15 protein-coding genes and 2 tRNA genes are annotated in these 18,287 nt (G+C 70.1%); 11 read left to right on the forward strand and 6 right to left on the reverse strand.

What is annotated here, in order from left to right:
• Positions 1 to 66 precede the first annotated feature (66 nt).
• From FDO69_RS14590 to FDO69_RS14610, 5 genes are all read left to right on the forward strand, one after another.
• Positions 67 to 543, forward strand: a complete 477-nt coding sequence (locus FDO69_RS14590) for an FtsB family cell division protein (RefSeq protein ID WP_104780220.1) — start codon at positions 67 to 69, stop codon at positions 541 to 543.
• A 52-nt stretch (positions 544 to 595) separates the two neighbouring features.
• Positions 596 to 1,195: a DUF501 domain-containing protein gene (locus FDO69_RS14595; protein ID WP_104780221.1), complete on the forward strand. Its 600-nt coding sequence runs from the start codon at positions 596 to 598 to the stop codon at positions 1,193 to 1,195.
• Positions 1,192 to 2,133, forward strand: a complete 942-nt coding sequence (locus tag FDO69_RS14600; RefSeq protein WP_104780222.1) for a Ppx/GppA phosphatase family protein — start codon at positions 1,192 to 1,194, stop codon at positions 2,131 to 2,133. The genes FDO69_RS14595 and FDO69_RS14600 overlap by 4 nt, the downstream gene beginning before the upstream one ends.
• A gap of 420 nt (positions 2,134 to 2,553) precedes the next feature.
• Positions 2,554 to 3,942, forward strand: coding sequence for an NAD(P)/FAD-dependent oxidoreductase (locus tag FDO69_RS14605; protein WP_104780223.1), 1,389 nt, complete (start codon positions 2,554 to 2,556; stop codon positions 3,940 to 3,942).
• A gap of 309 nt (positions 3,943 to 4,251) precedes the next feature.
• Positions 4,252 to 5,544 carry a class I SAM-dependent methyltransferase gene (locus FDO69_RS14610; protein WP_104780309.1) on the forward strand — a complete coding sequence of 431 codons (1,293 nt, stop codon included), beginning with the start codon at positions 4,252 to 4,254 and terminating at the stop codon, positions 5,542 to 5,544.
• Between the two features lie 54 nt (positions 5,545 to 5,598).
• On the opposite strand, the gene FDO69_RS14615 is transcribed toward FDO69_RS14610, so the two are convergent.
• Both FDO69_RS14615 and FDO69_RS14620 read right to left on the reverse strand, forming a co-directional pair.
• Complete coding sequence (locus tag FDO69_RS14615; protein ID WP_104780224.1) at positions 5,599 to 8,127, reverse strand: ABC transporter permease; 2,529 nt, start codon at positions 8,125 to 8,127, stop codon at positions 5,599 to 5,601.
• A 38-nt stretch (positions 8,128 to 8,165) separates the two neighbouring features.
• Positions 8,166 to 8,936: an ABC transporter ATP-binding protein gene (locus FDO69_RS14620; RefSeq protein ID WP_104780225.1), complete on the reverse strand. Its 771-nt coding sequence runs from the start codon at positions 8,934 to 8,936 to the stop codon at positions 8,166 to 8,168.
• A gap of 415 nt (positions 8,937 to 9,351) precedes the next feature.
• Here FDO69_RS14620 and FDO69_RS14630 point away from each other — a divergent pair.
• From FDO69_RS14630 to FDO69_RS14645, 4 genes are all read left to right on the forward strand, one after another.
• Positions 9,352 to 9,435 (forward strand) — tRNA-Leu (locus FDO69_RS14630).
• A 318-nt stretch (positions 9,436 to 9,753) separates the two neighbouring features.
• Positions 9,754 to 9,830, forward strand: a tRNA-Leu gene (locus tag FDO69_RS14635).
• Positions 9,831 to 10,048: 218 nt separating this feature from the next.
• Positions 10,049 to 11,275, forward strand: a complete 1,227-nt coding sequence (locus tag FDO69_RS14640; RefSeq protein WP_104780226.1) for a 4-hydroxybenzoate 3-monooxygenase — start codon at positions 10,049 to 10,051, stop codon at positions 11,273 to 11,275.
• 158 nt (positions 11,276 to 11,433) lie between these two features.
• Complete coding sequence (locus FDO69_RS14645; protein WP_104780227.1) at positions 11,434 to 12,345, forward strand: Bax inhibitor-1/YccA family protein; 912 nt, start codon at positions 11,434 to 11,436, stop codon at positions 12,343 to 12,345.
• Between the two features lie 78 nt (positions 12,346 to 12,423).
• On the opposite strand, the gene FDO69_RS14650 is transcribed toward FDO69_RS14645, so the two are convergent.
• On the reverse strand, positions 12,424 to 12,654 hold the full coding sequence (locus tag FDO69_RS14650; protein ID WP_104780228.1) for a DUF4287 domain-containing protein: 231 nt from the start codon (positions 12,652 to 12,654) through the stop codon (positions 12,424 to 12,426).
• Between the two features lie 101 nt (positions 12,655 to 12,755).
• Here FDO69_RS14650 and FDO69_RS14655 point away from each other — a divergent pair, with 101 nt between their 5' ends.
• On the forward strand, positions 12,756 to 13,067 hold the full coding sequence (locus FDO69_RS14655; RefSeq protein ID WP_170320881.1) for a hypothetical protein: 312 nt from the start codon (positions 12,756 to 12,758) through the stop codon (positions 13,065 to 13,067).
• Positions 13,068 to 13,149: 82 nt separating this feature from the next.
• Here the strand turns inward: FDO69_RS14655 and FDO69_RS14660 are convergent, their stop codons facing one another.
• The 3 genes from FDO69_RS14660 to FDO69_RS14670 all read right to left on the reverse strand — a co-directional run bounded on the left by FDO69_RS14660 (position 13,150) and on the right by FDO69_RS14670 (position 16,620).
• Complete coding sequence (locus FDO69_RS14660) at positions 13,150 to 13,932, reverse strand: hypothetical protein (RefSeq protein WP_104780230.1); 783 nt, start codon at positions 13,930 to 13,932, stop codon at positions 13,150 to 13,152.
• A 273-nt stretch (positions 13,933 to 14,205) separates the two neighbouring features.
• A complete protein-coding gene (locus FDO69_RS14665) occupies positions 14,206 to 15,426 on the reverse strand; it encodes an acetyl-CoA C-acetyltransferase (RefSeq protein WP_104780231.1) in 1,221 nt (406 codons plus the stop codon).
• A gap of 168 nt (positions 15,427 to 15,594) precedes the next feature.
• On the reverse strand, positions 15,595 to 16,620 hold the full coding sequence (locus tag FDO69_RS14670) for an SGNH/GDSL hydrolase family protein (protein WP_104780232.1): 1,026 nt from the start codon (positions 16,618 to 16,620) through the stop codon (positions 15,595 to 15,597).
• Between the two features lie 155 nt (positions 16,621 to 16,775).
• Here FDO69_RS14670 and FDO69_RS14675 point away from each other — a divergent pair, with 155 nt between their 5' ends.
• Entirely contained in the window at positions 16,776 to 18,164 is a 1,389-nt protein-coding gene (locus tag FDO69_RS14675) for a cystathionine beta-synthase (RefSeq protein WP_104780233.1), read from the forward strand.
• Positions 18,165 to 18,287 lie beyond the last annotated feature (123 nt).

Here is an 18,287-nt window from a genome sequence, read left to right on the forward strand (position 1 = left end):
CGTACTCGGTCCCGTACCGTGTCCGGGGACGTACGCGCGTATGACGGTGGAGCGGGAGGCGGACAGATGGCCGTGAAGGACCGGGACCGGTTCTCCACCGCGACCAGGATCCGGTTGCTCGGCGAGCAGACCGCGGCCCGGGTCTACCGCTCCCAGACCAGGCGCCAGGCCCGCCGCTCGCGGCTGACCGGCCGGGCCGCGCTGCTCGCCCTGGTGATGTGCTCGCTGATCGTGGCCCTGGCCTACCCGATGCGGGAGTACGTCTCGCAGCGCGCGGAGATCGACGACCTCCGGCGCGAGCAGCAGCAGGCCCGCGAGCGCGTCGAACGGCTGCGCGACCTGAAGGCGCGCTGGCAGGACGACGCGTACGCCGAGCAGCAGATCCGGCAGCGGTTGCACTACGTGATGCCGGGGGAGACGGGTTTCATCGTCGTCGACCCGCACGCGGCGAAGCAGTCGCGCACCGACCTGGGGGCGGCCGACCGCCCCTGGTACTCGAACGTCTGGGACGGGGTCGACAAGGCCGACGCCTCCGACCAGTGATCCGAGCCCAGCCAGTGACCTGACCCCAGAGAAAGACAGCCTGAAGACAGTCATGGAAACGCCCCCGCCGACCACCCCGCGCACCGAGCCGACCGACGCCGATGTCGAGGCCTTCGAGCAGCAGCTCGGCCGGCCCCCGCGCGGCCTGCGCGCGATCGCGCACCGCTGCCCGTGCGGTCAGCCCGACGTCGTCGAGACGGCCCCCCGGCTGCCGGACGGCACGCCGTTCCCCACGCTGTACTACCTGACGTGCCCGAAGGCCAACTCCGCGATCGGCACGCTGGAGGCAGGCGGCGTGATGAAGGAGATGACCGAGCGGCTGGCCTCGGACCCGGAGCTGGCGGCGGCCTACCGGGCGGCGCACGAGGACTACATCCGGCGGCGCGACGAGATCGAGGAGCTGAAGAACTTCCCGAGCGCGGGCGGCATGCCGGACCGGGTGAAGTGCCTGCACGTCCTGGTGGCCCACTCGCTGGCCGCGGGGCCGGGCGTGAACCCGCTGGGCGACGAGGCGCTGGCGATGCTGCCGGAGTGGTGGCGCAAGGGGGCGTGTGTGACGACCGCCGGACCGCCGAGCGGTGACGGATGGCAGGTGGAGGGCACGGACTCGGGCTACTTCGCCGCCAAGCCGGTGCAGGAGGACGGGAAATGACCCGTGTCGCCGCCGTGGACTGCGGTACGAACTCCATCCGGCTCCTGGTCGCCGACGCCGACCCGAGCACCGGTGAGTTGGTCGACCTGGACCGCCGGATGACGATCGTGCGACTCGGGCAGGGCGTCGACCGCACCGGCCGGCTCGCCCCCGAGGCGCTCCAGCGGACCTTCGCGGCGTGCCGCGAGTACGCCGCGATCATCAAGGAGCACGGGGCTGAGCGGCTGCGGTTCGTGGCGACGTCCGCCTCCCGGGACGCCGAGAACCGGGACGAGTTCGTGCGCGGTGTGCTGGACATCCTGGGCGTCGAGCCCGAGGTGATCACCGGTGACCAGGAGGCCGAGTTCTCCTTCACCGGCGCCACCAAGGAGCTCGCCGGGAGCGACCACCTGCCCAAGCCCTACCTGGTCGTGGACATCGGCGGCGGCTCGACCGAGTTCGTCGTGGGCGACGACCATGTCCGTGCGGCCCGCTCGGTGGACATCGGCTGTGTCCGCATGACCGAGCGGCACCTGGTGCGGGACGGGGTGGTGAGCGACCCGCCCTCCGAGGAGCGGATCGCGGCGATGCGGGCCGACATCGAGGCCGCCCTCGACCTCGCCGAGCAGAGCGTTCCGCTGCGTGAGGCGCGCACGCTGGTCGGCCTGGCCGGCTCCGTGACGACCGTGTCGGCCATCGCGCAGGAGCTGCCCGTGTACGACTCGGAGGCCATCCACCATTCCCGCGTCTCCTACGACCGGGTCCGTGAGATCACCGAGTGGCTGCTGCGCTCCACCCACGCCGAGCGCGCGGCCGTGCCCTCCATGCATCCGGGCCGGGTCGACGTGATCGGGGCGGGCGCCCTCGTCCTCCTGTCGATCATGGAGCGGATCGGCGCGCAGGAGGTCGTGGTGAGCGAGCACGACATCCTCGACGGCATCGCGTGGTCGGTCGCCTAGCCCGCTTCTGAGCAGGCATGGATCACGAATGAGCGTCTTCGGGGGCTGGGATGAAGCCCCCGGAGACCGCCCGCCGGAAAAGTTCGTGAAGTTCTTCACAAGGAATTCGGCCCTCCCGGGCGATGAGAAGGGTCCCGTTGACCCGTCCGGGGGCTGAACAGGCCTTTGAACATGTTCAGAAGCATGGTATGGAGAGGTCCGGGAAGGCGCCCGGAGCGGCACTCGGGAAGGGCCTCACGGAGGCCTCTCGGGCACAGAGAGGCAGCTCACGCGGCATTGACAACGCTCCGAGGTGCATAAAGGAGCCCGATTGTCACCATGACGTGGATCACGCGGGCCGCGGAGGATAGCACACACCCCGGAAGAGCTTGTGAAGGGGCGCACGAGCCACCCCCCTGAGACGGGTGGATACTCGATGGCATGAGCACCACGGAGCGTCCCAGGATCCTCGTAGTAGGCGGTGGGTACGTAGGCCTGTACGCAGCTCGGCGCATCCAGAAGAAGATGCGCTACGGCGAGGCGACCGTCACGGTCGTCGACCCCCGGTCGTACATGACCTACCAGCCCTTCCTCCCCGAAGCCGCCGCCGGCAACATCTCCCCGCGCCACGTCGTCGTCCCGCTGCGACGCGTGCTGCCCAAGGCGGAGGTTCTCACCGGCCGGGTCACCACCATCGACCAGGACCGCAAGGTCGCCACGGTCTCCCCGCTGGTCGGCGAGGCCTACGAGCTGCCCTTCGACTACCTGGTGATCGCGCTCGGCGCGGTCTCCCGCACCTTCCCGATCCCCGGCCTCGCAGAGCAGGGCATCGGCATGAAGGGCGTCGAGGAGGCCATCGGCCTGCGCAACCACGTCCTCGAGCAGCTCGACAAGGCCGACTCCACCACCGACGAGGAGATCCGCCGCAAGGCGCTCACCTTCGTCTTCGTGGGCGGCGGTTTCGCCGGTGCGGAGACCATCGGCGAGGTCGAGGACATGGCCCGGGACGCCTCGAAGTACTACAAGAACGTGTCCCGTGAGGACATGCGCTTCATCCTGGTCGACGCCGCCGACAAGATCCTCCCCGAGGTCGGCCCGAAGCTCGGCAAGTACGGCAAGGAGCACCTCGAGGGCCGCGGCGTCGAGGTCTACCTGTCCACCTCCATGGACTCCTGCGTCGACGGCCACGTGGTGCTGAAGAACGGCCTCGAGGTCGACTCCAACACCATCGTCTGGACCGCCGGCGTCAAGCCCAACCCGGCCCTGGCCCGCTACGGCCTGCCGCTGGGCCCCCGCGGTCACGTCGACTGCGAGCCGACCCTCCAGGTCAAGGGCACCGACTACATCTGGGCCGCCGGCGACAACGCCCAGGTCCCGGACCTCGTCGGCCGCAAGGCGGGCAACGAGAACGCCTGGTGCCCGCCGAACGCCCAGCACGCGCTGCGCCAGGCCCGGGTCCTCGGCGACAACGTGGTGTCCGGCATGCGGGGCTTCCCGCAGAAGGACTACAGCCACGCCAACAAGGGCGCGGTGGCCGGTCTCGGCCTCCACAAGGGCGTCGCGATGATCGTCATGGGCAAGATGAAGATCAAGCTCAAGGGCCGTCTCGCCTGGTACATGCACCGTGGCTACCACGGCCTGGCCATGCCGACCTGGAACCGCAAGATCCGCGTCTTCGCCGACTGGACCCTCGGCATGTTCCTCAAGCGCGAGGTCGTCTCGCTCGGCGCCATCGAGACGCCGCGCGAGGAGTTCTACGAGGCCGCCAAGCCGGCCCCGGTCGCCGCCGCGCCGAAGGAGAAGACCGAGGAGAAGGCCAAGGCCTCCTGACCTCCGGTCGGTCATCCGTCTGACGAAGGGCCTCCCGCCATCCGTGGTGCGGGAGGCCCTTCGGCGTGTCCGGGCCCTTTGGCGCGTTCGGGCCCTCCGGCGCGTTCGGGCCCCCGGCGCATCCAGGTCCGCCGGCCCGTCATGGCGCCGCGTCCGGGCGGGCTGAGCGGTTTTGCCCAGACATGACGCGTGCCGGGGACTGCGTCGAAGCCCCGCAGGTGTTTACGTGGTGTCCGACATTCCGGTATTCCCCTCCCCAAGCTCTCGACTTCGCTCGAGCAGGGGATACCCCTATCGGAGGTGTACACCATGGCAGACGCCGCGCCGCGGCTGCAGGGCCTTTTCACACAGTTGCTGGGAGCACCGCTCCCGGTGCGCATCCGCGCATGGGACGGTTCGCAGGCCGGTCCGCCGGGCGCGCCGACCCTGGTCGTACGCAACCGCCGCGCCCTGCGCCGCCTGCTGTGGAAGCCGGGCGAACTGGGTCTGGCCCGCGCCTGGGTGGCGGGGGACCTCGACATCGAGGGCGACCTCTACACGACCCTCGATCTGCTGGCCGGTCTCATCTGGGAGCGCGGCGAGGACGCCCGCACCCTCGCCCAGGCCCTGCGCGACCCCGAGGTCCGCGCCGCCGTCCGCGGACTGGTCAAGCTCGCCGGACTCCCGCTGCCGCCCGCCCCGCCCCGCGAGGAGGCCCGCAGCCCCCGCCGCCATCTGCACACCAAGCACACCGACCGACGCGCCATCAGCCACCACTACGACGTCGGCAACGACTTCTACGAGATCGTCCTCGGCCCGTCCATGGTGTACTCCTGCGCCTACTGGCCCACCCCGGACGCCACCCTCGAACAGGCCCAGCACGACAAGCTCGAACTCGTCTGCCGCAAGCTCGGCCTGAGACCCGGTCTGCGGCTGCTGGACGTCGGCTGCGGCTGGGGCTCCATGGCCGTCCACGCCGCCCGCGAGCACGGTGTGCGCGTCGTCGGCGTCACGCTCTCCCAGGAGCAGGCCGCCTACGCCCGCAAGCGCGTCGCCGACGAGGGCCTCACCGACATGGTCGAGATCCGCGTCCAGGACTACCGCGACGTCCGCGACGGTCCCTACGACGCCATCTCCTCCATCGGCATGGCCGAACACGTCGGCGCCGAGCGGTACCTGGAGTACGCCGCCGACCTGTACGACCTGCTCAAGCCCGGCGGGCGGCTGCTGAACCACCAGATCGCCCGCCGCCCGCAGCGGGACGAGACGACGTACAGCATCGACGCGTTCATCGACTCCTACGTCTTCCCCGACGGTGAACTCCAGCCGATCGGCGCCACCGTGACCCAGCTGGAGGGCGCCGGGTTCGAGGTGCGCGACGTGGAGGCGCTCCGCGAGCACTACGCCCTGACCCTGCGCCAGTGGGTCGCCCGCCTGGAGGCCGACTGGCAGCGGTCCGTCCAGCTGGCCGGTGCCGGCCGGGCCCGCGTCTGGCGCCTGTACATGGCCGCCTGCGCCCTGGCCTTCGAACGCAACCGCATCGGAGTCAACCAGGTCCTGGCCGTCCGCGCCCTCGAGTCCGGGGCGTCGGACCTGCCGCTGCGCGCCCGCACCTGGAACTGAGAACGCCGAAGGGCCCCTCTCCCACCCGTGGGAGAGAGGCCCTTCGCGTGGGGGCTACTCCGCCTTGATGGCCTCCAGCATGTTCAGCTTGGCCGCGCGCCGGGCCGGCCACAGCGCCGCGAGGACGCCCACCGTCGCGGCCAGCAGCAGGAAGACACCCATCCGCGCCCACGGCAGGACCAGCTCGTACGTCGCCATCTTCGAGGCCAGCAGCTCACCGGCCGCCCAGCCGAAGAACACGCCCAGGCCGATGCCCAGCACCGCGCCGAACAGGGAGATCACCAGGGACTCGATGCGGACCATCCGCTTGATGCCCTTGCGGTCCAGGCCGATCGCGCGGAGCATGCCGATCTCCTGCGAGCGCTCGAACACCGACATGGCCAGGGTGTTGATGACGCCGAGGACCGCCACGATCACCGCCATCGCGAGCAGGCCGTAGACCATGTTCAGCATCAGCGTGAACATCTGCGCGATCTCGTTGGAGATGTCGTCCTTGGACTGGACCTTGATCGCCGGGTTGGTGCCGAGGGCCTTCTCCAGCTTGTCCTGCACCGCGCCGGACGTGCCGTCGGAGGTCTTCACCATGACCTCCATGTTGTACGGGTCCGACTCGTGCGGGGCGAGAGTCTTCTCGTCGAGCAGGATGCCCTGCAGGAAGTCGTTGCTCTCGTAGGTCCCGGCGACCGTGAGCTTCTGCTTCTTGCCGTCCGCGTAGGCGACGGTGAAGGCGGAACCGGCCTTCCAGCGGTAGGACTTGGCGGTCTCGCTGTCCACGACCACGTCGCCACCGCCGACCTTGAAGGTGCCCTCGTCGACCTCCGGGCCGACCAGGTCGCGGATCGCCGCGCCGTTCACGCCGGTCACGTACTCGCTCTGGCCGTCGATGCGGGTTTCGGCGTTGAGCATCGGGCTGGTTGCGGTGACGTCGCCGGCCTGCTTCAGCTTCTTCTCGACGTCCGGCGACAGCGGGTTGCCGTTCGCCATGGACACCACGTAGTCGGCCTTGATCGACGCCGACGCCATCTTCTCGATGGCCTGCTGCAGACTGCCCGCCATCACCGTCATGCCGGTGATCAGGGTCAGGCCGATCATCAGCGCGGAGGCGGTGGCCGCCGTACGGCGCGGGTTGCGGACCGAGTTCTGCCGGGCCAGCTTGCCCGAGATGCCGAAGGCGCGCAGCAGCGGCGCCGCGGCGGCGATCAGCGGGCGGGACAGCAGCGGGGTCAGGATGAACACGCCGATGATCAGCAGCACCGCCCCGAAGCCCATCGGCATCTGGCCGTCCGAGCCGTCCATGGTCGTGGCCACCAGGACCACCGCGATGCCCGCGGCCGAGACCAGGGCGCCCAGCGTGTTGCGCAGCACCAGCGACTTGGTCGTGGCCTTGGCGTGCACGCTGCTCATGGCCGCGACCGGCGGGATCTTCGCGGCCCGGCGACCGGGCAGCCACGCCGCCAGCATGGTGACCAGAACGCCGACCGCGAGCGCGGCGCCGATCGTGCCGGGCGTGATGACCAGCGGACCGTCGGGCACGGTCGCGTCGAACGTGCCCATCAGGGAGCGCAGTCCGGCCCCGATGCCGATGCCCGCGACCAGACCGGTCACGGCGGCGACCAGGCCGACCACGAACGCCTCGATGAGCACCGAGCGCGTCACCTGGCGGCGGGAGGCGCCGACCGCCCGCATCAGCGCCAGCTCCTTGGTGCGCTGGGCGACCAGCATGGTGAAGGTGTTGGCGATGATGAACGTGCCGACGAACAGGGCGATGCCGGCGAAGACCAGCAGGGCCGTCTGCATGCCGCTCATCGACCGGGAGATCATCTCGGCCTGGTCATCGGCGAGTTGCTTGCCGGTGGTGGTCGAGACGGTGCCCTCGGGCAGCGCCTTGTCCAGCTCCGCCTTCAGCGCGGCCTGCGTGACGCCCGGCTTCGCCTTGACGTCGATCTCGTCGTACACGCCCGGCTTGCCGAGCAGCTTCTGGGCGGTCGCCGTGTCGAACAGGGTGAGGCTGCCGCCGGCCGCGACGTTGCCGTCGTCGGTGGTGAAGATGCCGGTGATCTTCGGGGTCAGGACCGGGCCGTCGACGGACATCCGCACGGTGTCGCCGACCTTGTAGCCCGCGCGCTTGGCCGTCTGGGAGTCGATGAGGATCTCGCCCGGGCCCTTGGGCGCGTGTCCGCTGACGAGCGGGTACCGCGGGTCCTTGGCGCCCCAGTAGTTGCCGCCCTGCGACTGGAAGCCCTGGCCGATGAGCTTGCCGTCCTTGTCGGCGAGGGCGGTGAAGTTCTGCACGACCCCGATCGCGGACGCGGCCCCGGGCACCCGCTCGCTCTTGTCGAGGGTGGCCCGGGTCAGCTCGTGCAGCTTGGCGACCCGGTCGCCCTCGGCGTCCTCGTAGTCCGCGGTCATGGAGACGTCGACATGGTCGAAGCCCTTGGCGGAGCTCTTCTGGTAGGCGTCGGAGACGGTGTTGGTGAAGACCAGGGTCCCCGACACGAAGGCCACGCCGAGCATCACGGCGAGCACGGTCATCAGGAGCCGGGCCTTGTGCGCGAGCACATTGCGCAAGGCGGTACGGAACATGGGTTCTTCTTCTCAGTCCTGTCGGTCCTGACGGGGGATCAGCTGGTGCGGCCCTTGGTGTCGAACGCCTTCATGCGGTCGAGCACGGAGTCGGCCGTCGGTCCGTGCATCTCGTCGACGATCCGGCCGTCCGCGAGGAAGACCACCCGGTCCGCGTAGGCGGCGGCCACCGGGTCGTGCGTCACCATCACCACCGTCTGGCCCAGCTCCCGCACGGAGTTGCGCAGGAAGCCCAGCACCTCGGCGCCCGAGCGTGAGTCGAGGTTTCCGGTGGGCTCGTCCCCGAAGATGATCTCGGGCCGGGAGGCCAGCGCCCGGGCCACCGCGACGCGCTGCTGCTGACCGCCGGACAGTTGGGACGGCCGGTGGCCGAGCCGGTCCGCCAGACCGACCATGCGGATCACGGAGTCCAGCCATTCCTTGTCCGGCTTGCGCCCCGCGATGTCCATCGGAAGGGTGATGTTCTCCAGGGCCGTGAGGGTCGGCAGCAGGTTGAACGCCTGGAAGATGAAACCGATCTTGTCCCGGCGCAGCTTGGTCAGCTGCTTGTCCTTCAGTGAGCCGAGCTCGGTGTCGCCGATGCGCACCGATCCGGAGGAGAAGGAGTCGAGGCCGGCCACGCAGTGCATCAGGGTGGACTTGCCGGAGCCGGACGGGCCCATGATCGCGGTGAACTCCGCCTGCCGGAAGTCGACGGAGACGCGGTCCAGGGCGACCACCTGGGTCTCACCCTGCCCGTAGATCTTCGACAGATCCGTGGCGCGCGCGGCCGCTGCGGTGGCCCGGTCGGTGAGGGAAGCGGTGGTCACGGGATGGCACTCCTGTCGGGCGGCTGTGCATGGGGAAGGACGTGTTCCATCGTCCGGGTCCCCCGCCGCCGTGTAGTCCCCCGTTGTTCCGGTTCCGAGGACCGCCTGCGGTCTGACCGCGCGGGGCCGTGTCATACCTGGGGATGACGGACGCCCCTGAGGGCCCCGGTGTCGGTAACCGGTGCTTCCGGGTGTCGAGAACAGGTGGAGTGCCCTCGTTCAGGCGGTGAAATTCCGTCATTCCGCATACGCGGCCGGTCGCCGCACGCAAGGCTGTTGGCAAGTGCGGATGGCGTGTTCCGGGTGCTGATGCATCCTCAGACGTCAATAAAATAAGACAACATCGATCCAGGCTTCCGCTGTTCGGGGGACCCGCCCGGATAGTCTCGAAACCTCGATGCGGAGCCCACGGCCTGCCCGGATGGTGGAATGCAGACACGGCGAGCTTAAACCTCGCTGCCCCTTCGCGGGCGTGCCGGTTCAAGTCCGGCTCCGGGCACTTTCGCACGCATCGCGTCGGTTCAGGCGAGAAGGCCGGGTTTCCGCTCACCCGTCCGTATCGCGCGACAGCACGAGCGCGAGCCGCTCCTGGATCAGAGCAGCGGTTCGACGGGCGGGGAGGCGCTTACCGTCGGGCCTGGCGGCTCGGGGGAGCGAAGAACGCATGTCGTGGGGGAGGCATGACCGTGGTGACCAATCCGGCTTTACCGAGGCCTATGTGAGTGTCCGTCACCTCCTCTCGGTAGTCTCGGCCGCGGGCGTCTCCACAACGCGGTGTTACCCGGGGCCTGTGCCGCAGGTCTCCGTGTGAGTTCCGGCCCGGGTCGCGCAACTGGCAGACGCAACCGCCTTAAACGCGGTCGAGTGTGGGTTCGATTCCCACCCCGGGCACCAACCGCCGGCCCGCCTCTGGGGGCGGGTGTCCTGGTGCGGTCGCTCGGCTCTGCTGCCTGTCCGCGCGGCGGACGGCCGGGCCGAGGACGCGGATCGAGCCGAGGGCCATTCGAGGGGGTCGCGGCGTGCCCGTTGACAGCGGCCACATGTCGTCGGAGACTCGCAGTCACATGGTGAAAAGAATTTCACCTGACGAACGCGCGAGAAGAGGTCGCCCGATGCGCACCACCGTCGGCATCATCGGAGCGGGTCCCGCCGGCCTCCTCCTGGCCCGGCTGCTCCACAACGCCGGCATCGACGCGGTCGTCCTGGAGAGCCGCGACCGCTCCTACGTCGAACGGCGCCAGCGCGCCGGGATCCTGGAACAGAGCACGGCGGACGTCCTGCGCGCGGCCGGCGCCGGGGAGCGCATGGACCGGGAGGGACTGCGCCACGACGGCATCGAGCTCCGCTTCGACCGCAGCCGCCACCGCGTCGACTTCCCCTCCCTCACCGGCGGCCGGTCGGTGATGGTCTACGCCCAGACCGAGGTCTGCAAGGACCTCATCGCCCTGCAGCTCCGGGAAGGCGGCCCCCTGCTCTTCGAGGCGGAGGCGCTGGCCGTGGAGGACGCCGGCACCGACGCCCCGCGGATCCGCTTCCGGCACGAGGGCCGCGAGGACGTCCTGGAGTGCGCCTACGTCGTCGGCTGCGACGGCTTCTGGGGTGTGGCCCGCAAGGCGATCCCCGCCGGACTGTCCCAGGTCTTCGAGCGGACGTACCCCTTCGGGTGGCTCGGCATCCTCGCCGACGTGCCGCCCTCGCACGACGAGCTCGTCTACGCCCGCCACGACCGCGGATTCGCCCTCCTCTCGATGCGCCCGCCCGTCAGCAGCCACCACCCTTCCGGCGAAGTCGCTTCGCCGTCCCTTGAATCCTTCGTCTCCCGCCTCTACCTCCAGGTGCCCCACGGCACCGACGCCGGAGAGTGGGGCGACGAGGAGATCTGGGACGAACTGGAGCGCCGGTTCGAGACCGCCGACGACTGGCGCCTGGAGCGCGGCCCGATCACCCAGAAGTCGGTCACGCCCATGCGCTCCTACGTCCACGAGCCCATGCGCCACGGCCGCCTCTTCCTCGCCGGTGACGCGGCGCACATCGTCCCTCCGACCGGGGCCAAGGGCCTGAACCTCGCCGTCGGCGACGTCGTGACCTTCGCCCGGGCCCTGATCCACCGGCAGGAGACCGGATCGGCGGAACTGCTCGACGCCTACTCCGCGACCTGCCTGCGCCGGGTCTGGCAGGCGGAGCGGTTCTCGTACGACATGACGACCCTGCTGCACCGCGCGCCCGGCGCGACGCCCTTCGAGGACCGGCTCCAGCTCGCCCGGCTGGAGCGGATCGCCTCCTCCCGCGCCGCCGAGACGGACCTGGCGGAGGCGTACACGGGGTTCCCCTTCGGGTGAGTCCGCCGGCCACCCCCTCCGGTGAGGGGAATCACCACGCCACGTAGCGTGTTGCGCAGCAAGACGAGGGAAAGATCCTCCCCAAGCAGTAGGGTCATTCCTTTGCCTACCTATTACTCTTGAGCCAAGGCCACGCCTGGTGGCCATGGAGGAGTGAAATGAGGAGCAGAAACCCGGTCTTCTCGCGACGGGGGTTCAGCCGCGACAACGGCTACGCGGGCTTCAACACCGCGCCGCAGGCCGGGGGTCCCGCTGTCGCCACGCAGGGCAACCCGTACGCCCAGCCGACGGGCAACCCGTACGCGCAGAACCCTTACGCGCAGAACCCTTACGCCCAGCAGCAGGACCTGCAGTACGGCGCGCCGCCGCAGGCCCCGGCCACCACCGGCCGGATGACCATCGACGACGTCGTCCTGCGCACGGCGAGCACGCTCGGCGTGCTCATCCTCACCGCGGCGCTCTCCTGGGCCCTGCTGCCGATCGACGACGCCAACATCAGCCGTAGCTACGGCATCGGTATCGGCGCCGCGCTGATCGGCATGGTCCTGGCGTTCGTGCAGTCCTTCAAGCGCAAGGCCTCACCCGCGCTGATCCTGACGTACGCCGCGTTCGAGGGTGTCTTCCTCGGCGTCGTGTCCAACATCGTCGACAACCGCATCGCCGACGGTGCGGCCATGCAGGCCGTGATCGGCACCATGGCGGTCTTCGCCGGTGTGCTGATCGCGTACAAGGCCGGCTGGATCCGCGTCAACCGCCGCTTCTACGGCTTCGTGATGGCGGCCGCGCTCGGCTTCATCCTGCTGATGACCGTGAACCTGCTGTTCGCGGTGTTCGGCGGCGGTGACGGCCTCGGCTTCCGCAGCGGTCCCCTCGGCATCGTCTTCGGCGTCATCGGCATCATCCTCGGTGCCTGCTTCCTCGCCCTGGACTTCAAGCAGGTCGAGGACGGCATCGCCTACGGCGCCCCGCGCGAGGAGGCCTGGCTCGCGGCCTTCGGCCTCACGCTGACGCTGGTGTGGATCTACATGGAGTTCCTGAGGCTCATCTCGATCCTCAACAGCAGCGACTAGTTCAGGCAGTCGTAGCGCGAAGGGCCCCGGCTTCGGCCGGGGCCCTTCGTCGTCGGGAGGACGGTGCGGTGTGCGCGCCTAGAGCAGTTTGCGCGCGGCCCTCCTCAGGTCGTACTCGTGGATGATCGCCTTGGCGTGGCCGTACGCGAGGTTGTGTTCGTGCCGGAGCCAGCTGACCTTTTCCTCGAAGCGGAAGAGCGCCGGGCCTTCGTCGACGGTGCGCAACCAGTCGGAGATCTGACGACCGGTGCAGTGCGGGATGCGGGCGAGCATGTTGCGGTGGGTCTCTTCGGAGAAGACTTGGGACATCGGCGCCTCCGGACGCTGGGATGTAAGCCGGTCCTTCAGGTCACCGTGCCTGAGTGTTCGCCCGTTGGCAACAGTCCCGGTGCGGCGCGTACGCTCGCGGCGTGGTTGATACGACGCCTTTGACCCGTGCGGTGGAGCACTTCGCCGATCGATTGAGGGCCGCGCCCCAGAGCAGGTTGCAGCGGGGTGCTGCCGCCGAGGCTCTGGAGCTGGCCCGGGAGTTGGCCCGGAGGGCGCAGGCTCTTGAGGAGCCGGGCGTGGAGCCTCGGGAGATGCCGGACGCCGGGATGTTTGCGGCAGCAGATCAGATCACCGTGGCCGGGCATGACCTGGCCGTGGTGATTCCCGCGGACGCCGACGTCGAGGAGGCGGTGCGGTTGGTGGAAGAAGCGCAGAAGCGGGCGGGTGTCTGAGCTTCGTTCGCGGGTGCGGGCCGAGTGTGGTCGTCCGCGCAGTTCCCCGCGCCCCTGAACGCGCCCCTGAAGGGGCGCTTTCCTACAGGGACGCGATGACCCTGTCCGCCAGGATGTAGACGTTTTCCTCGCCGCACTCGAACGTCAGGGTGTAGGCGCCCGAGATGCCGGAGCCGCCCAGGAGGACCGGGGTGGCGCCTGCGCGGAGGGCCGCGGCGAGTTGCTCCGCCGTCTCCCGGTGGCCCGGGGTCATGCACAGGGTCGTGCCGTCGGCGAAGACGTAGACGTCCAGCGTGCCCAGCGGGCCGGGGCGCACGTCCGTCAGCTCGACGCGGGAGGAGGCCAGCTCCTCCAGGGTGGCGACGGTGCGCTCGTGGTCGTTCACCACCGGCGACTGGGCCGGCACGAAGTCCGGGTGGGAAGGGTGGCGACGGCGGGCCGCGGCCAGCTCCGGGGACTCGCCGAGCGGCTCCTCGATGTCCGCGCCGGGCTCGGACACCGGCTCCAGACCCGCGAAATCGGCCTGGCGGGGCAGGAACAGATCGTGCTCGGGCAGGCCCAGCAGCGGGGGTGCGTCGGAGGCGTCGCGGGCCTCCTGAGCGGCCCAGAACGCCCGCGCCTCGGCGAGCTCCCGCTCCCTCTCCTCGGCGAGTGCCGCCGTCACGGCGGCCCGTATCTCATCGGTGTCGGCGGCGGTACGAGCGGCGGGCAGCAGCGCACGGGTGGTGGCGGCGCGGCTCTCGGCCAGCGCCGTGTGCAGGGCCGCGACCTGTCGGCGCAGCTGCAGGACGGTGCGCAGGACGGCGACGCCCACGGCGCCCGTGGCGGCCGTGGTGACCAGCAACGCGATCGGCATGGCGCTCACTGACGTACTCCCGGTTCAAAGTCGACCCCCGACTTCCTACATCAGCTTGAAGGGCGGACTAACCAGCTGTCAGTGCGTAACGTCACGAAACGGACAGGGCTTCGGTGTCGGGGGAGGGGGTGTGGCTACTGTGACCTGCGCTTCTCCCCTGACGGAGGGAGATAGGTCACATCCTGGGGGAGATTGGATCACAAAACAGCCCAGAACCCTGGTGTTTCCAGGGTTCTGGGCCGGGGGCTCACAGCGAGTGCTATGGCGGCTACGGTCTGCCGCTCAGCTGAGGCGCTCGATGACCATGGCCATGCCCTGGCCGCCGCCGACGCACATGGTCTCCAGGCCGAACTGCTTGTCGTGGAACTGGAGGGAGTTGATCAGCGTGGTCGTGATGCGGGCGCCGGTCATGCCGAAGGGGTGGCCGACGGCGATCGCGCCGCCGTTGACGTTCAGCTTCTCCAGCGGGATGCCCAGGTCGCGATAGGAGGGGATCACCTGGGCGGCGAACGCCTCGTTGATCTCGACCAGGTCGATGTCGCCGATGCCCAGCCCGGCGCGCTTCAGTGCCTGGTTGCTCGCCTCGACCGGGCCGAGGCCCATGATCTCGGGGGAGAGGCCGGAGACGCCGGTCGAGACGATGCGGGCGAGCGGGGTGAGGCCGAGCTCGCGGGCCTTGGTGTCGGACATGATCACGAGGGCCGCGGCGCCGTCGTTCAGCGGACAGCAGTTGGCGGCCGTGACCATGCCGTCGGGGCGGAAGACCGGCTTGAGGCCCTGCACGCCCTCCAGGGTGACGCCGGCACGGGGGCCGTCGTCCTTGGAGACGACCGTGCCGTCGGGGAGGGTGACCGGGGTGATCTCGCGCTCCCAGAAGCCGTTCTTGATGGCTTCCTCGGCGAGGTTCTGCGAGCGGACGCCGAACTCGTCCATGTCCTGGCGGGTGACGCCCTTGGTGCGGGCCAGGTTCTCGGCGGTCTGGCCCATCGCGATGTACGGGTCGGGCAGCAGGCCGTCCTCGCGCGGGTCGTGCCAGGTCGAGCCCTCGGACTCGGCGACCGCGGCGGTACGGGCCTCGGCGTCGGCGAACAGCGGGTTGTGCGTGTCCGGGAGGCTGTCGGAGTTGCCCTTGGCGTAACGGGAGACCGTCTCGACGCCGGCCGAGATGAAGACGTCGCCCTCACCGGCCTTGATGGCGTGCAGGGCCATCCGGGAGGTCTGCAGGGACGACGAGCAGTACCGGGTGATGGTGCAGCCCGGCAGGTGGTCCATGCCCATCTGTACGGCGACGACGCGGCCGAGGTTGTGGCCCTGCTCGCCGCCGGGCAGGCCGCAGCCGAGCATCAGGTCGTCGATGTCCCTCGGGTCCAGCTCGGGGACCTTGGCCAGGGCGGCCTGGATGATGGTGGCGGTCAGGTCGTCCGGTCGCACGTCCTTCAGGGAGCCCTTGAAGGCGCGGCCGATGGGGGAGCGGGCGGCTGAGACGATCACGGCTTCGGGCATCACGGCTCCATTGGCGTACCGGGTGGTCTGGCAGGGCTGACTGGGAAGTTACCCGTACGTATGGTCTGGGTCACGGGTGTCTCGGTGTGACCCTGACCGCAGTTTCCAAGCGCTTGCTTTTCCTGTCGCCTCGGCGCGGAGGTGTTTCTCGGTTCGAGGCGGTCCTCCTCAGCTCGAAGGGGTCGCGGGGGCCGGCTCCTGCTCGGGTACCCGCCGGCGCCGCCGGCGCTTCAGCAGGGCCCACGGGCCGCGCGGGCCGCTCGGCATCGCCGCCGCGACCTCCGTGCCCGCCTCCGAAGCGGCCTCCGCCGCCGCCCGTGCCACCGGCAGGAAGCCCTCGCGACGGGAGGCGTCCGGGCGCTCCTCCTCGGCGGGCCACAGGCCGAGCGACGCGCAGACGCTCGGCAGCACCGCCATCGCAGCCGTCGCGTAGCCCTCGGCCGAGGGGTGGTAGCTGTCCGGGCCGAACAGCTCGCGGGGGTTCTCGGCGAACTCGGGGCCCAGCAGGTCGCCCAGCGACACGGTGCGGCCGCCCTGTTCGACGACTCCGATCGTCTGGGCGGCCGCCAGCTGGCGTGAGGCCCGCCGGGCCAGCCAGCGCAGGGGCTGGCGGACCGGCTCGATCGTGCCGAGGTCCGGGCAGGTGCCGACCACGACCTCCGCACCGGCCGTGCGCAGCCGCCGCACCGCCGAGGCCAGACAGCGCACCGAGCGGGTCGCCGGCATGCGGTGGGTGACGTCGTTCGCCCCGACCATGATCACGCAGATGTCGGGCACCGGAGCGGGATCGGCCAGCACCAGGGACACCTGGCGGTCCAGGTCGTCCGAGCAGGCCCCCGGCGTCGCCACCGTGCGCAGCTCCACCGGGCGCTCCGCCAGCGCGGCCAGCCCCGACGCCAGCAGCGCCCCCGGTGTCTGCCCGCCCCGGTGCACGCCCTGGCCCGCGGCCGTGGAGTCACCCAGCATCGTCAGCCTCAGCGGTACCCCGGCCGGACCGGCGTACGTACGGCCGTACAGCCCGTCCGAGTGCGGCACATGAGCAGACGTGCCGTTGCCCACCCGGCGCCGCGCCAGCTGCACCTCCGCCAGCACCAGCCCCAGTGCGGCCGCCCCGGCCAGACCGACCCCGCCGCCGCCGTACGCCGCGCCGGCCGCGATCCGCCGGGCCACCCTCGCCCTCGACATGCTCGTCATGCGTCGCTGCCACCTCCTCGAACCCGTCACCCAGTGCTTGCCCCGTACAGCCCGTCGCCCAATCTCAACGGGGAGTGAACGACCGTCACGGACCACGACAAGGTCATAGGCTGGCGGCACCACTCAGACCACTTCTGCGGCATCCGGAGACAACGGTGCAGTTCCACGACTCGATGATCAGCCTCGTCGGCAACACCCCGCTGGTGAAGCTCAACAGCGTGACCAAGGGCATCAGGGCGACCGTCCTGGCCAAGGTGGAGTACTTCAACCCCGGCGGTTCGGTGAAGGACCGCATCGCCCTGCGCATGATCGAGGCGGCGGAGGAGAGCGGCGCCCTCAAGCCCGGCGGCACGATCGTCGAGCCGACCAGCGGCAACACCGGCGTCGGGCTCGCCATCGTCGCCCAGCAGAAGGGGTACAAGTGCATCTTCGTGTGCCCCGACAAGGTGAGCACCGACAAGATCAACGTGCTGCGCGCCTACGGTGCCGAGGTCGTCGTCTGCCCGACGGCCGTCGACCCGGAGCACCCGGACTCGTACTACAACGTCTCGGACCGGCTGGTCCGTGAGACGCCCGGGGCCTGGAAGCCGGACCAGTACTCCAACCCCAACAACCCGCTCTCCCACTACCACTCGACCGGCCCCGAGCTGTGGGAGCAGACCGAGGGGAAGATCACCCACTTCGTGGCGGGCGTGGGCACCGGCGGCACCATCTCCGGTACCGGCCGCTACCTCAAGGAGATCAGCGACGGCTCGGTGAAGGTCGTCGGCGCGGACCCCGAGGGCTCCGTCTACTCCGGCGGCTCCGGCCGGCCCTACCTCGTCGAGGGCGTCGGTGAGGACTTCTGGCCGACCGCCTACGACCGGACCGTCGCGGACGAGATCGTCGCCGTCTCCGACAAGGACTCCTTCCAGATGACCCGCCGCCTGGCCAAGGAGGAGGGCCTGCTGGTCGGTGGCTCCTGCGGCATGGCGGTCGTCGCCGCGCTGGAGGTCGCCGAGCGGCTCGGGCCGGACGACGTCGTGGTGGTGCTGCTGCCGGACAGCGGCCGCGGTTACCTCAGCAAGATCTTCAACGACGAGTGGATGGCCGACTACGGTTTCCTGGAGGACACCGGCTCGAGCGCCCGGGTCGGCGACGTCCTGAACGACAAGGAGGGCGACCGCATGCCCTCCCTCGTCCACATGCACCCGGAGGAGACGGTCGGTCAGGCCATCGAGGTGCTGCGCGAGTACGGCGTCTCGCAGATGCCGGTCGTCAAGCCGGGCGCCGGCCACCCCGACGTGATGGCGGCCGAGGTCGTCGGCTCGGTCGTGGAACGCGAGCTGCTGGACGCGCTGTTCAGCAAGAGTGCCTCCCTGGAGGACCCGCTGGAGAAGCACATGTCCGGCCCGCTGCCCCAGGTCGGCTCCGGCGAGCCGGTCGCGGACCTGATGGCCGTGCTGGGCAAGGCGGACGCGGCGATCGTCCTCGTCGAGGGCAAGCCGACCGGTGTGGTCAGCCGGCAGGACCTGCTGTCCTTCCTCGCCCGCACGGGGAAGTGACGGCCAACCTCCGGTGAACTGCCCGTGAACCAGGTGAATTTGCGGCGTCCGTGATCTTCGCCGACTTCGTGGAACCGGTACGCGGGTGTCACGTTCGCGCAGCACTCGCTTAACACGGGTCCT

It is taken from the genome of Streptomyces tibetensis (assembly GCF_007655005.1).
Lineage (GTDB): Bacteria > Actinomycetota > Actinomycetes > Streptomycetales > Streptomycetaceae > Streptomyces > Streptomyces tibetensis.

Excerpts from the sequence above, each read along its gene's own strand:
- FDO69_RS14590 (WP_104780220.1), top strand. The coding sequence starts at position 67 with ATGGCCGTGAAGGACCGGGACCGGTTCTCCACCGCGACCAGGATCCGG.
- FDO69_RS14595 (WP_104780221.1), top strand. The coding sequence starts at position 596 with ATGGAAACGCCCCCGCCGACCACCCCGCGCACCGAGCCGACCGACGCC.
- FDO69_RS14600 (WP_104780222.1), top strand. The coding sequence starts at position 1,192 with ATGACCCGTGTCGCCGCCGTGGACTGCGGTACGAACTCCATCCGGCTC.
- FDO69_RS14605 (WP_104780223.1), top strand. The coding sequence starts at position 2,554 with ATGAGCACCACGGAGCGTCCCAGGATCCTCGTAGTAGGCGGTGGGTAC.
- FDO69_RS14610 (WP_104780309.1), top strand. The coding sequence starts at position 4,252 with ATGGCAGACGCCGCGCCGCGGCTGCAGGGCCTTTTCACACAGTTGCTG.
- FDO69_RS14615 (WP_104780224.1), bottom strand. The coding sequence starts at position 8,127 with ATGTTCCGTACCGCCTTGCGCAATGTGCTCGCGCACAAGGCCCGGCTC.
- FDO69_RS14640 (WP_104780226.1), top strand. The coding sequence starts at position 10,049 with ATGCGCACCACCGTCGGCATCATCGGAGCGGGTCCCGCCGGCCTCCTC.
- FDO69_RS14645 (WP_104780227.1), top strand. The coding sequence starts at position 11,434 with ATGAGGAGCAGAAACCCGGTCTTCTCGCGACGGGGGTTCAGCCGCGAC.
- FDO69_RS14650 (WP_104780228.1), bottom strand. The coding sequence starts at position 12,654 with ATGTCCCAAGTCTTCTCCGAAGAGACCCACCGCAACATGCTCGCCCGC.
- FDO69_RS14665 (WP_104780231.1), bottom strand. The coding sequence starts at position 15,426 with ATGCCCGAAGCCGTGATCGTCTCAGCCGCCCGCTCCCCCATCGGCCGC.
- FDO69_RS14670 (WP_104780232.1), bottom strand. The coding sequence starts at position 16,620 with ATGACGAGCATGTCGAGGGCGAGGGTGGCCCGGCGGATCGCGGCCGGC.